At 67.2% G+C, this 13,633-nt stretch carries 12 protein-coding genes; 5 read left to right on the plus strand and 7 right to left on the minus strand.

The genetic code is table 11. The features are described from left to right. Window positions 1-278 precede the first annotated feature (278 nt). From OHB26_RS20400 to OHB26_RS20415, 4 genes are all read left to right on the plus strand, one after another. A complete protein-coding gene (locus OHB26_RS20400) occupies window positions 279-1,313 on the plus strand; it encodes an Hsp70 family protein (RefSeq protein WP_330178874.1) in 1,035 nt (344 codons plus the stop codon). A gap of 143 nt (window positions 1,314-1,456) precedes the next feature. Next, the gene (locus tag OHB26_RS20405; protein ID WP_330178875.1) at window positions 1,457-2,464 is read left to right on the plus strand and encodes an AurF N-oxygenase family protein; all 1,008 of its coding nucleotides are present in this window, start codon (window positions 1,457-1,459) and stop codon (window positions 2,462-2,464) included. A 15-nt stretch (window positions 2,465-2,479) separates the two neighbouring features. Continuing rightward, entirely contained in the window at window positions 2,480-4,069 is a 1,590-nt protein-coding gene (locus tag OHB26_RS20410; RefSeq protein WP_330178876.1) for an FAD-dependent oxidoreductase, read from the plus strand. A 547-nt stretch (window positions 4,070-4,616) separates the two neighbouring features. Beyond that, complete coding sequence (locus OHB26_RS20415; RefSeq protein ID WP_330178877.1) at window positions 4,617-7,022, plus strand: Hsp70 family protein; 2,406 nt, start codon at window positions 4,617-4,619, stop codon at window positions 7,020-7,022. A 155-nt stretch (window positions 7,023-7,177) separates the two neighbouring features. On the opposite strand, the gene OHB26_RS20420 is transcribed toward OHB26_RS20415, so the two are convergent. From OHB26_RS20420 to OHB26_RS20430, 3 genes are all read right to left on the minus strand, one after another. Then, window positions 7,178-7,939: an SDR family NAD(P)-dependent oxidoreductase gene (locus OHB26_RS20420; protein ID WP_442943030.1), complete on the minus strand. Its 762-nt coding sequence runs from the start codon at window positions 7,937-7,939 to the stop codon at window positions 7,178-7,180. 110 nt (window positions 7,940-8,049) lie between these two features. Then, the gene (locus OHB26_RS20425; RefSeq protein WP_330178879.1) at window positions 8,050-8,697 is read right to left on the minus strand and encodes an HAD family hydrolase; all 648 of its coding nucleotides are present in this window, start codon (window positions 8,695-8,697) and stop codon (window positions 8,050-8,052) included. A gap of 42 nt (window positions 8,698-8,739) precedes the next feature. Beyond that, window positions 8,740-9,303, minus strand: coding sequence for a hypothetical protein (locus OHB26_RS20430; protein ID WP_330178880.1), 564 nt, complete (start codon window positions 9,301-9,303; stop codon window positions 8,740-8,742). Window positions 9,304-9,481: 178 nt separating this feature from the next. On the opposite strand from OHB26_RS20430, the gene OHB26_RS20435 reads away from it, so the two are divergent. Further along, window positions 9,482-9,697 (plus strand): hypothetical protein, encoded by a 216-nt coding sequence (locus OHB26_RS20435; protein ID WP_330178881.1) that lies wholly within the window; start codon window positions 9,482-9,484, stop codon window positions 9,695-9,697. 139 nt (window positions 9,698-9,836) lie between these two features. Here OHB26_RS20435 and OHB26_RS20440 read toward each other — a convergent pair whose 3' ends face one another. The 4 genes from OHB26_RS20440 to OHB26_RS20455 are packed head-to-tail and all read right to left on the minus strand — an operon-like array spanning window position 9,837 to window position 13,618. After that, window positions 9,837-10,679, minus strand: a complete 843-nt coding sequence (locus tag OHB26_RS20440) for a sirohydrochlorin chelatase (protein WP_330178882.1) — start codon at window positions 10,677-10,679, stop codon at window positions 9,837-9,839. Window position 10,680: 1 nt separating this feature from the next. Further along, window positions 10,681-11,979, minus strand: coding sequence for a sulfate adenylyltransferase subunit 1 (locus OHB26_RS20445; protein ID WP_330178883.1), 1,299 nt, complete (start codon window positions 11,977-11,979; stop codon window positions 10,681-10,683). Further along, window positions 11,979-12,929 (minus strand): sulfate adenylyltransferase subunit CysD, encoded by a 951-nt coding sequence (cysD, locus tag OHB26_RS20450; protein ID WP_442942685.1) that lies wholly within the window; start codon window positions 12,927-12,929, stop codon window positions 11,979-11,981. Before cysD ends, OHB26_RS20445 begins: the two co-directional genes overlap by 1 nt. Beyond that, window positions 12,908-13,618: a phosphoadenylyl-sulfate reductase gene (locus OHB26_RS20455; RefSeq protein WP_330178885.1), complete on the minus strand. Its 711-nt coding sequence runs from the start codon at window positions 13,616-13,618 to the stop codon at window positions 12,908-12,910. The genes cysD and OHB26_RS20455 overlap by 22 nt, the downstream gene beginning before the upstream one ends. Window positions 13,619-13,633 lie beyond the last annotated feature (15 nt).

The raw sequence follows: 13,633 nt of genomic DNA on the forward strand, positions 1-13,633 counted from the left end.
CCTTCGGAGCGGGGACGCTTTTCGTCGCTCTGGGCAACTTTCGTCCCGACCGGTACCTGCTGCCGCGAAAGACCGAAGTCGGGCAAACTCCTCGCGACCTCGATGCGCCCCGGGCGTGTCCCACACACCACCCCTGGCAGGCGCGGTCGCACCGCGGGACAGGTGCAGTTGCGGACAACCTCATGTCCGGTGGTTGGCAAGCATCCGGCGCAGGAGTTGCATGAATTCCGGGTCGGGTCAGGACGGCTGAGAACGACTCGTCGATCGAGGGTGATGTGATGGCGTTCGGTGTGGGCTTGAGTATCGGCACGGTCAATACGGTGTGCGTGACAGCCGCCGATCGCTCGGCTCGCCGGGGCAGCCCGCCCTTCACCGCGCGCAAGGGGTCGCCGCCGACCACCTGGCGCACCACCCTCACCTTCGACAGTTCCGGTACCGCTCGGGTCGGCCGCATTCCGCGGCACGGCCGGGTGATCACCGAATTCGCCGACCTGACCCAGCGTGGGGCCCCGGTCGCACGGGTCGGTCACCGGGCGCTGTCGGCCGCGGATCTCGTTGCGACCGTGGCCGACAGCGTGCTCGAGGAGGTGCTGGGGAAGGCTCCGGCCGGGCAGAACGGTAAGGGGGACACCGGAATCACGGTGACCCACCCGGCCGGGTACTCCGCGAGTCTGGTGGCCGACCTGCGCACCGCGCTCGACGGGATCGGGCTGGCCGAGGTGCGGCTGCTGCCCGAACCGGTGGCCGCGGCGGCCTGGTTGGCGGCTCAGCGCGGGCCGCTCATGCCCGGGCTGGCCCTGGTCTACGACCTCGGCGGATCGGGTCTGGATGTGACGCTGGTACGGGTGGGCGCGGGTGCGCCGAGTAACCCCATTGTCGGATTGCCTTTGCACTCCGCGGATTTCGGTGGCCGCGCCTTCGGCGGTCTGGTCGCGGGGCGCTTGCGGCGCTCGCCGGACGCACCCGTCATCTCACGCGTGTACTCCGATACCGATACCGGTGAGCTGCGCACCGAACATATTCGGGCATCGCTGAAGCTGGTCTACAAATGCCTGCGCATTGCCGATGTCACCATGGCCGATGTGGATCGGGTGTTGGTGGTCGGCGGTGCCGCCCGGCCGCCCGAGGTCGCCGATGTGCTGGCGAAACAGCTGGCCCGCCCGGTGACGGTGGCTCCCGATCCGGAGCGCACCATTGCCGACGGGGCCGCCATCTCGGCCAGGCAGTCGCTGCTGGCGCAGGATTCCGGGGGTCATCGGCATCATGTGCTAGCCGATCTCTTTCGGCGTGTCACGCGGGTCGCCGCCCTGTAAATACGCCGGTTACCGGCGGGTTTGCCCTCGATCATGGTTCGGTCGGGGTCGACACGTGCAAGCATCTTGCTAGCGCGTGTTGACGGTGCTCCAGTTTGGTGTAACCATGGGATACACATACATCACCGACTGGAGAGGTGACGATGATGTCCCCGACCACTACCCATGTCGACGACCCGGTTGTCGCCGAAGCTATCGAGTACGCGCACAAGCTGTTGCTGCTCTCCGAGGGCTCGGTCAACCGCAGTTTCGATCCGTTCGAGGACATCGACTGGGAGAATCCGGACTTCGACGCGAACGCCAAGCCCGAGCGCTGGATTCTGCCCGCGTCCGCGGATCCGATCGGTCGCCACCCCTGGTACCTCGCGCTCAGCGATGAGCAGAAGATCGCCGTCGGCAAGTACCGGCAGGCCAATGTCGCCAAGGTCGGCCTGCAGTTCGAGTCGATCCTGATCAGCGGCATGGTGAACCACACCTTCGGCCTCGCCAATGGTGACCCGGAGTTCCGGTACTGCACCCATGAGATGTCCGAAGAGCTGAACCACACCCAGATGTTCCAGGAGATGGTGAATCGCATCGGCCTGGACGTGCCCGGTATGGGTCCGTGGGTGCGGCAGTTCCGCCAGGTCGCCGTACCGGTCGCGGTGCTCTTCCCGAACCTGTTCTTCATGGCCGTGCTCGCCGGTGAGGAGCCGATCGACCATATCCAGAAGCAGATCCTGCGCTCGGGCGAGGAAGTGCACCCGATCATGCGCGGCGTCATGGCGATTCACGTCGCCGAGGAGGCGCGGCATATCTCGTTCGCGCACGAATTCCTCAAGCGCCATGTGCCGGAACAGAATCAGGTCAGCAAGCTGGTGCTGTCGATCGCCATGCCGATCGTCATGTTCATTCTGGGCCGTTCCATCGTGACCCCGCCCAAGGCGTTCTTCGACGAGTTCGAGGTGCCGGACAAGGTGCGCAAGGAGCTGTTCTACGGGTCCAAGGATTCCAAGCAGGCGTTCAGCGACTACTTCGTGGACGTGCGCGCGCTGGCCCAGGAGATCGGGCTGATGAACCCGATTTCCAGGCGCGTCTGGAAGATGTTCGGTATCGCCGGAAACGCCTCCCGCTATCGTTCGGAGCCGATCCGCTCCGGTAAGAACGCCTGAGACAAGGGACGTACAGTGCCGTACGTAGTCACCCAATCCTGTTGCAGTGACGCCTCCTGCGTCTACGCCTGCCCGGTCAACTGCATCCATCCCACGCCCGATGAACCGGATTTCCGGACCGCGGAGATGCTGTACGTGGACCCGCAGGCATGCGTGGACTGCGGCGCCTGCGCGACCGCCTGCCCGGTGGACGCCATTGTCTCGACCAAGAAGCTGACCGATGAGCAGCTGCCCTTCATCGAGATCAATGCCGACTTCTACCGCACGGAGCGGCCGCGGCCGTTGCTGGCCAAGCCGATTCCGGCGGCGGAGGTCAAGCCCGGGCGGGAACCGCTGCGGGTGGCGATCGTCGGCTCGGGCCCCTCGGCCATGTACGCGGCCGACGAACTGCTGACCCAGTCCGGGGTCGCGGTGACGGTGTTCGATCGGCTGGCCACGCCGTACGGGCTGGCGCGGTTCGGTGTCGCGCCGGATCACACCAAGACACGGCAGGTCAGCGATCTCTTCGATGTGATCTCCGCGCAGGACGGCTTCGGGTCGTACTTGAATGTGAATGTCGGGGAACATGTTTCGCATGAAGAGCTGCTCGCGCATCATCACGCGGTGATCTACGCGGTGGGCGCGTCCAGCGATCGCAAACTCGGCATTCCGGGCGAGGGGCTGCCGGGCAGCGTCTCGGCGACCGAGTTCGTGGCCTGGTACAACGGCCATCCCGATCACGCCGGTCGGTACTTCGATCTGTCGCAGCGGCGGGCAGTCATTGTCGGCAATGGCAATGTGGCGCTGGATGTCGCGCGAATCCTGACCATCGATCCGGAGCTGCTGGCCGGTACCGATATCGCACCGCGCGCGCTGACGGCATTGCGGCGCAGCAAGATCGAGGAAGTGGTAGTGCTGGGTCGTCGTGGGCCCGCCGAATCCGCCTTCACCGTGCCGGAGTTCGTCGGACTGCTCGGGGCCGATGTCGACATCGTGGTCGAGGGTGAGATTCCCGCGACCGCGGCGGGCGTATCGCAGAGTGTGGAGCAGAAGCTGAAGCTGCTGCGCGGGCTGGCCGATCGGCCGGTGGGCGGTCGTAAGCGGATCATCTTCCGATACCTCTCCGCGCCAACGGCTTTCGAGGGTGTGGACCGGGTGACCGGGGTCGAGGTGGTGCGCAATGAGCTCATCACCGGTGCCGACGGTGTGGTGCGGGCCGAGGCCACCGCGGAGACCGAGGTGCTGGCGACCGGGCTGGTGCTCACCTCTGTCGGATATCGCGGAGTTCCGTTGGCGGGGTTGCCGTTCGACGAGCGCGGGGGCGTGATTCCGAACCTGGACGGGCGGGTGCTGGAGAGCGCCGGCGGTGCGGTGGTGCCGGGGTCCTATGTGACCGGCTGGATCAAGCGTGGGCCGACCGGGTTCATCGGAACCAACAAGTCCTGTGCGCAGGAGACGGTGCGGCAGCTGGTGGACGACTTCAATGCCGGGCGATTGGTCGAACCGGCGCATGGCGCAGGGGAATTCGATCGACTGGTCGGTGTGCGTCAGCCGCATGCCATTCGCGGCGGTGCGGTCAACCGTCCGGCCCGGCGGCGGCTGCCGCTGCTGGTGCGCAGTCGCTAGCTCGTAGTAGTTCGGACCGCCTCATATGACCTTGTCATATGAGGCGGTCTGTTTTTGTATGCGGATTGTGTTGTGTGAGTTGTAATGCTGTGTTTGCCCGAGACGACATCGTTGGTAGTAGAGAAGAATTGACTTCGAATCGCGGTCGGTAAGCCTGCGCGGGTGGGGAACTCGGGGACAGCAACCGACCAGTGATCGGCAATCCACGCGCACAAACTGACGCTGCGGTTTGCTTTTTCGGACACTCGTTGCCTACCGGTTGGTATGAATTAGTCGTTCGCTGGACTGTAGCCACGGCGCACCCATTCCTGAACTCTCCTGGTGTCCAGTTCGATTCGATCTTGAACCCCCACCTGTCTGACCAGTAGATTCGCCAACTTCGCTACTGGACGCGAAATCTTTTCTCCGGATTCGATATTCACATCCGGCATGTGCCAGCTAACCTGAACCCGCTGTTTGGAAAACGACCGCGTCCACATGGTTGGTACGCCTGTGAGGCCGTGGTCACGGTGCGTTGACGGGATAGCAAATGACTGTTGGCTTTGGCATGAGCATCGGCACAGTGAACTCCGTATGGGCGACTGCCGCCGGTGAAAGGATTCGGCCCGCCGTGCGAGTTCGCCGGACCGCCGTCACCTTCGACAGTGCGGGCGGACCACGCATCGGCGGCATTCCACGATTCGCCCCGGTGGTCACCGATTTCGCGGATCTCACCACCGATCCGGACCCCGTGGTCATCAACGGGCGCATCTGGTCGCCCGCCGATCTGGTGGCCGCCGTGGTGAACGGGCTCATCGAAGCCAATGCGCCCGAGGCGCCCGCCGTCACCACCTATCCGGCCAACTACACCGAGAAGCATGTGACTCGGTTGCGGCGGGCGCTGGACTGGTCCGGGGCGGCCGATGTGGCGCTCATGCCGGAGCCGGTCGCGGCCGTGGAGTGGCTGGATGCGGAGTACGGAATCTCCAGCGCCGGAATAACTCTCGTCTACGATCTGGGCGGCAACTGCCTCGACGTGGCCGTGGTGCGCACCGAGGCCGATCGCGAGGAGCGCGGCATTCTCGGCGTGGCCGAACGCTCCACCGAGTACGGCGGACGGCCGCTCGGCGCACTGCTGGCCCGGTACGCGCGCAGTATCGCGCCGGGGGAGCATCAGCCGGTCTCGGCGGTGGTGCCCGCCGCGGATACGAATCGCCTGCGCAGCTGGCATATTCGCAATTCGCTACGGGTGGTCAAGGCGTGCGTGCACAACACCGGGCTCACCATGGATGACATCGACCGGGTGCTGCTGATCGGTGGTGCGGCGCGGCCCATCGAGGTGGCGCGGGTACTCGCCGACCTCGGGCGACCCGTCATCATGGCGCCGGATCCGGCGCATACCGTGGCGGTCGGGGCGGCACTGGCTGCCTTCCGCACCGCCGATACCGGCTCGGCCATCGGGCGCTATGCGCCGCGTGCGGCCGTATTCTCCGGTGCGGCAGTGGCTTCCGCGCTCGCCATGTCCGCGGCCACCGTGCTCGGCGGGACGGTCGCGAGCACCACCGGACTGCAGGCCGCCCCCGCTCCGTCGGACTCGGGGACCGTCGGTGCGGCCGACGTCCTGCTGTTGGAGGATGCCACCGGAGCGCCCGCCGCGCCCGGTCGCGTCCATATGGTGACCACCGCCGCGGCCATCAGCGGCTACGGTGCGATGGCGCCCACGGTCACACCCTCCTGGTCCCGTGGTCGCCCCGTCGACACCCGGCCCGGCACCCACTGCGAAACCCGCAGTGTCGCAAACTCTCTCACCTATGCCAATCCGGCCCAGTTCGTCAACCCACTACCCTTCCTGGCCGCTCCAGCATTCGGCCCGCCCCAATACCTCGGCCGGGTGCCCTCGGTCAGTCTGCCCCGCACCCTGCCCGGTGCGCCCAGTACCAATCCGGGTACTACTTCGCCGGGTTCCCCGGGGTCACCCGCGACGCCGGGATCGACCACCGGTGACCCGGCGGGCACCACTACCGGCGGCACCACTACCGGCGGGACGACCACGGGTGGAACAACTTCCGGTGGCACGACTACAGGGGATCCCGCCACCGGCGGTTCGACGACGAGTCCCGGCGGCGCGACCGCACCCGGCGGCTCGGCTACCACACCGGGTGGTGAGACAACCCCGGTCGGCGGTACCACCGGCGGTGAGACCGGCGACGGCGGAACGACTTCCGGCGGCACCACCACCGGTGGCGGAACGACCCCGGGCGGTGGAACCACAACGGGTGGAACCACGACCGGGGGAACCGGCGGCGGTGGAACGACCGGCGGCGGAGCGACTTCCGGGGGCGGCACCACTACCGGTGGTGGAACAGCCGGTGGCGGAACGACTTCCGGTACCGGCGGCACGGGTGCGGGCGGTAGCGGCGGCTCCACCGGCGGCGGTACCTCCGCTGGTGGCGGCGGAACAACGTCCGGCGGTGGCGCTGGTGCGGGCGGTGGAACCTCGGCTGGCGGTGGTGGTGCCGGTGGTGGAACCTCCAGTGGCGGTGGGACATCCGCTGGTGGCGGCGGAGGAGCGTCCGGCGGTGGCGCTGGTGCGGGCGGTGGAACCTCGGCTGGCGGTGGTGGTGCCGGTGGTGGAACCTCCAGTGGCGGTGGGACATCCGCTGGTGGCGGCGGAGGAGCGTCCGGCGGTGGCGCTGGTGCGGGCGGTGGAACCTCGGCTGGCGGTGGTGGTGCCGGTGGTGGAACCTCCAGTGGCGGTGGGACATCCGCTGGTGGCGGCGGAGGAACATCCGCGGGTGGTGGCGGCACAACTTCCGGTGGCAGCCGCACAGGCGCGGGTTCCCCTGGCGGCTCGGCCGGTGGGGGCGCCGGGGGCGGGGCAGCGCGCGGTGGCGGAGCGGGCGGCGGCGCCGGTGGGGGTGCGGGCGGCGGCGGAGGCCACGGTGGCGGTGGCGGCGGTGGCGGTCGGCACTGACCCGCTGTCGGAGCAGTTCTCCCACTGATCAAGTCCCGCAACAAAAGTCGTCGACGCCGGTGGAGTGATCCCTCGAACCCTCCACTCGGATGTCGAACGCGACCGGCCCACCCCCGCGCTGCAAGTGCCCAGGCGCAGAGGTGGGCCACGTCGCGTCAGCGGGCGGTGAAACCGCCGTCGGCGGTGAGGGCGGCGCCGGTGATGAAGCTGGCCTCATCGCTGAGCAGGTAGGCGCAGAAGGCGGCGATCTCCTCGGGCTGGGCGATGCGGCCGATGGGGTGCAGGGCGGCGACCATGGCCTTGCCTTCGGGGGTGGAGCCCATGGAGTTGCGGTAGGCGGGGGTGTCCACCGCGCCGGAGACCAGCGCGTTGACCCGGATGCCCTGATCGGCGTTCTCCAGGGCCACCGCCCGGCTCAGGCCGATGACGCCGTGTTTGGCGGCCACGTACGGGGCGACCGAACCCATGCCCACGACGCCGAGTTGGGAGGCATTGTTCAGGATCGCGCCGCCGCCGGAGGCCGTCAGCGCCGGAATCTGGTGGCGCAGACCGTAATAGACGGCGGTGAGGTTGAGCTCCAGGTCGGCGCGCCAGCCCGCCTCGTCGATATCCTGTACGGGTCCGAAGGCATTGATCGCGCCCGCATTGTTGAAAGCGCCGTCCAGGCGGCCGAATTCGCCGACGGCCGCATCGGTCAGGCGTGCCACATCCTGCTCGGCGGTGACGTCGGTGGGTACGAAAAGCGCGCGGCCACCGGCGCTCCGGATCTCCTCGGCAATGCGGTCACCGGCTTCCTTACCGCGTGCGCCGAGCACCACCGCGCCGCCCTCCGCGGCGATGCGGCGGGCGACCGCGGCACCGACTCCCGAGGTCGCGCCGGTGATCAGTACGACCTTGGCAGCAAAGCGTGAACCCATCATGACCATTCCCCTTGCGGTTGAACCGTTTTCGTTGACATGTCTAGTAAACGAGAGACGGCCCACCGTGGCTGGCGGGAATCAGTCCTTGAGTTGATACGTCATGTAAGTCAGGCCTGGGCGAGCAATTCGGCCAGTTCGTCGAGGCTGTTGATCACCACGCCGTACGAGGTCTGCGGCAACTCCGAATGCAGATACCCCCACGGCCCACGGCGGATGAGCACCGGAATCATGCCGACGCCATTGGCGGGCAGCACATCATTGTCGACCCGATCGCCCACGTAGCAGACCTCGCCGATCTCGACCCCCGCCACCTCGGCGCACTTGTGGAAGAACTTCGGATCCGGCTTCTCCAGATCCCACTCGGCGGAGGTGTAGACCCCGTCCACCGGCAGATTCATATTCTCCAGCGCCGACTTGGCCTGCGGCGGTTGATTGCCCGCGATGATCACGGTCAGCCCGCGCTCGCGCAGTACGCTCAGCGCCCGTCGCACATCCGGATACAGATCATTGGCGTCGAAGTTGTTGCGCAGGCTCTCGGGCTCGTCGATGGCCCAGCTGACCTGTTCCTTGTCGAGGTCGACCCCCGGCAGCAGTAGTTCGAACGCATCGGTGATCGGCCGTCCCGTGGCCGCCATTCCGCCGATCACCCCGAGTAGCGCGAATCGCGGGATCCCCAACCGGTCCGCCCATCGGCTCCAGATCCGGGTCTCGTCGATCAGCGTCTCGCCCACATCGAACACCACTGCCTTGATCATTCGCCCAGCCTATCGGGCGCGCCGACCCCCGATTCGAGGAACTCAACCCTGCGCGTTGACAACCCCGATTGCGGTCGCCGTCCACCAGCACACCTGCGACACCAGGCCGGTGGCCACACTCCAGGCGAGCAGCCCTGTCGTGAGCCGCGCATCCCCCCGCTCCCGCAGTCGCCGACTCAAAGCGCTGGCCTGAATCCCATTGAGTGTCAACACCAGCACCATCGCCAGCTTGGTCTGCGTCATCATCGACGACAGATTCGGCTCCAGCACACACCCACTCGCGACCAGCCCCGCCAACCCCAGCCAGATCGGCGTATGCAGCCGACTCATTCCGCGCAGCGTCGCACTCAGCGAAGCCCGCCCTACCGCCCACCGCAAAGCCAGCGAATCCGCGATCAACACCCCGCCGAATCCCACCGCGAGCGAAGTCAGATGAATGACCAGCCCTGCGGTATGTACCGCCGGACTGATATGCCGCGCATGCCCCGCGATCCACACGGCCCCCGCGAGCGTCCCCGTGGCCAACACCGCGTACCCGAAGAAAACCCGCCACGAATCGCGTGCGACCGACGTAACCGTGGTCCCCGCGCCAGACTCTCCGAGCATAGTTCCAACCCTCCACTAACTTAGGAAAGCCTAAACTATTTGTGGTCGGGAATGAAACCCGGCCGACCATTCGGCCACGGCCGGAACGAATCCGCGCTATACCTGTTGCGGGCGAATCCGGCTGGGTAGCATGCGAGCAGCTGTTATGAAATGTCGTCTTTTCAAAAGGAGTACGCTCATGCGCCCCATCCTCCGACTCGGTGTCCTCGCCCTGGGCATCGGCGCCGCCGCCCTCACCGCCGGTGTGGCCTCGGCCGAGATCCCCCTCGTCGACGCCCCCGCCGCGGAGGTAACGCTCACCCCGGGCACGAACCCCGCCCCGATCGCCAGCGACGACTACGCCATGTGCTCCAAGTCCTCCGGCTCCGCGGGCCACTTCCTCGCCTGCATGTAATCGGCCTCACTCGCACCACCGTCGCATCGGTCGTTAAGTGATGGCGGTCGAGCTGAGGCCGCGTCAACAGCGGGTTCGGTTGTCGTGCAGCGGATTTGCGTGCGTCGACCGCCTCGTTGCGGAGGCGAAACGGCACTGCTCAGGCCGAGCGGACAAGTGTGGCGGTGGCCGCCGAGTCGTAGCGGTCCCACACGATCTCGGTGAGTGCGGGATGTGCGCCGATCACCTCGGCGTGCGCCAAGTCGGCGGCCGCGGCCGAGAGCCGGTCGGTAAGCAGGCCGGGGGCGAGGAACCACGGTGCGACCAGGATCTGATCCGCGCCGCGTGCGCGTAGCCGCCCCGTTGCCTCGACGACAGTGGGTTCGGTTGTGGCGAAGCAGATTTCGGTGGCCCAGCCGGTGATGGCCGAGAGTCGGCGCGCCACTTCGGCGGTGCGGGCATTCGCGGCGGCTGAGGAAGAGCCCACTGCCGCAACGGCAATGCCGAGGTGGAGGGAGTCGGCCTTCTCCGGCAGCCGCTCCAGGACGCGGTCCCGCAGGGCGGCGATCAGACGCCGGTCAGGTCCGAGGACGTCGGCCTGGGTGAGTCGGATGCGCGGGTGGCGGGCGCGGGCGGCCGCCAGCATGCCGGGCAGGTCCACACGGGCGTGGAAGGCGCTCCCCAGTAGCAGGGGGACTACCACCGCGTGCGAATGACCTTCCGTGGCAATGGCATCCACGACCTGGTCGACCGAGGGGGCGTTCAGGTCCAGGAAGGCCAGGCGCACATCGAGATCGGGTCGGCTCGCGGCGAGTTGTTCGACGACGGCGTACATGGTCGCGGCCGAGCGAGGATCGCGGCTGCCGTGCGCTACGGCGACGAGGGCCGGGCGCGTATCGAACGTGCGGGCCGCGCGGCCGATCGCGCCGCGCGCGTCGTTATCGTGGCGGAGGGCGACCGGCAGCGGGGCGGTCGGGCGTGCGCCGCTGCCGGGCGAACTCATGTCAGGCTCCGACTTCCGTGCCGACCTCGACCTTGGTCAGGGCGTCGCCGACCAGGCCGGCGGCGAGGGTGTTGCCACCCGCCGGGTCGATCAGCAGGAAGCTGCCGGTGTAGCGGTTGACGCTGTAGTCGTCGGCCGCGACGGGGTCGGCGACTCGTACCGAGATACGGCCGATGTCGTTGAGCGCCAACGACTCCGGGGCCGGATCGGCCGACAGGCGCTGTTCGTCGAAGCGCTCGATGAGCGCGCCCACGATCGCCTGGGTGGTACGGGTGCCGTGCTTGAGCAGCAGGCGGGCACCGGGGCGCAGCGGCTTGTCGCCGAGCCAGCAGACCGTCGCGTCGAAGGCTTCGATCGGTTCGGGGGCATCGTCGGCGGCGACAATGGTGTCACCGCGCGAGACATCCACGTCATTGGCCAGGATCAGGGTGACACTGCGACCCGGCTGCGCCGAGGTCAGCTCACCATTGGGGGTGTCGATGCGCTCGACGGTGGTGCGGGTGCCCGATGGCAGCACCACGACCTCGTCACCCTTGCGTACGGTGCCCGCCGCGACCTGACCCGCGTACCCGCGGTAATCCGGGTAATCGGCTGTGCGCGGGCGGATTACGTACTGCACGGGGAAGCGCAGACCGACCTCGTGGCGGGTGCTGTCGGCATCCACCGGTACCGACTCCAGGTGCTCGATGAGCGAGGGGCCGGTGTAGTACGGGGTGTTCTCCGACCGCGAGGCCACATTGTCACCGTGCAGCGCGGAGACCGGAATCTCCACCACGTCTTCCGGCGCCCAGCCCAATTTCGCTGTCAGCTCGGAGAATTCGGCGACGATACGCGCGAACACACCTGCCGGATCATCGACCAGGTCGATCTTGTTCACGGCCAGGACGAGCTTCGGCACACCCAGCAGCGCCATCACCGCGGCATGGCGGCGGGTCTGCTCGATAACACCCTTGCGGGCATCCACGAGCAGGATCACCAGCTGCGCGGTCGAGGCGCCGGACACCGTGTTCCGGGTGTACTGCACATGCCCCGGCGTATCGGCGAGCACGAAAGACCGTGCGGGCGTGGCGAAGTAGCGGTACGCCACATCGATGGTAATGCCCTGCTCGCGCTCGGCGCGCAGACCGTCCACGAGCAGCGACAGGTCCGGCGTGGCCAGGCCCTTGTCGACCGAGGCGCGGGTGACCGCGTCGATCTGATCGGCGAGAACGGATTTCGTGTCGTACAGCAGGCGTCCGACCAGGGTGGACTTGCCGTCGTCGACCGATCCGGCGGTGGCCAGTCTCAGTAGGTCGGCCATCAGAAGTAACCCTCTCGCTTGCGATCTTCCATGGCGGCCTCGGAGACGCGATCGTCTCCACGGGTCGCGCCGCGTTCGGTGAGTCTGGAGGCGGCGACCTCGGCGAGAATCGCCGCATTGTCGGCCGCATCGGAAATGATTGCGCCGGTGGTGGATCCGTCGCCGACGGTGCGGTAGCGCACCGACTTGACCGACAGCTCCTCACCTTCGGCCGGGCCGCCCCAGACGCCGGGCGTCATCCACATGCCGTCGCGCTGGTACACCGGCCGCTCATGCGCGTAGTAGATATTCGCCAGCTCCACGTTCTCGCGGGCGATGTACCGCCAGATATCCAGCTCGGTCCAGTTGGAGATCGGGAAGACGCGCACATGCTCACCCGGAGCGTGCTTGCCGTTGTACAGGTTCCACAGTTCGGGCCGCTGCCGCTTGGGATCCCAGCGCCCGAAGGCGTCGCGCAGCGAGAAGATCCGCTCCTTGGCGCGGGAACGCTCCTCGTCACGGCGGCCGCCACCGAAGACCGCGTCGAAGCGGTTCTCATTGATGGCGTCCAGCAGCGGTACGGTCTGCAGCGGATTGCGGATACCGTCCGGCCGCTCGGTGAGCCGGCCGTCGGCGAGGTACTCCTCGACCGAGGCGACATGCAAACGCAGGCCGTACTTCTCGACGACATGGTCGCGGAACTCGAGCACCTCGGGCAGGTTGTGCCCGGTGTCCACATGCAGCAGCGCGAACGGCAGCGGCGCCGGCCAGAAGGCCTTGAGCGCCAGGTGCAGCAGCACCGTGGAGTCCTTACCGCCGGAGAACAGGATCACCGGCCGTTCGAACTCGCCCGCGACCTCGCGGAAGATGTGGATCGATTCGCTCTCGAGCGCGGCGAGAGTGTCGAATTCGCCATCGGCGAGGGTGGTGGATTCAGCAGTAGGAGCGCTCATGAGGCGTGCAACCCGCATTCGGTCTTGGCGAGGCCGGCCCAGCGGCCGCTTCGCGGATCGGATCCCGGTTCCGGCTTCCGTGTGCACGGAGCGCAACCGATGGACGGATACCCCTCCTCCACAAGGGGATTGACGAGAATGCCATTGGCCTCGATGTACTCGGCCATTTCCGCGTCGGACCAGGCGGCGATCGGATTGATCTTCACCAGCCCGAAGCCCTCGTCGAAGGAGATCAGGGGCGCGTTGGCGCGCGTGGGTGCCTCGACCCGGCGGATACCGGTGACCCAGGCGTTGTACGGCTGGAGCGACTTCTGCAGCGGCACCACCTTGCGCAGCCGGCAGCATTCGGCGGCATCGCGGGCGAACAGATCCTTGCCGAGCAGCTGATCCTGTTCCGCCACGGTGTTTTCCGGCTGTACGTTCACGATATTCACGCCGTAGACGAGCTCGACGGCATCGCGGGTGCCGATGGTCTCGGCGAAGTGGTAGCCGGTGTCCAGGAACAGCACATCCACACCGGGACGGACCTGCGACGCCAGCTGCACCAGCACCGCGTCCTGCATATTCGAGGCGACAATGTAATTGGAGCCGAAGTTCTTCTCGGTCCACTCCAGCAGTTCCTGCGCGGTGGCGTTCGGACCCAGGTCCTTATTGCCCTGCTCCACGAGGGCGCGCAGGTCTGCTTCGGCGAGTTTGGTTGTGGTCATTGCTGTTTCCTCCAA

The organism is Nocardia sp. NBC_01503 (assembly GCF_036327755.1).
GTDB lineage: Bacteria > Actinomycetota > Actinomycetes > Mycobacteriales > Mycobacteriaceae > Nocardia.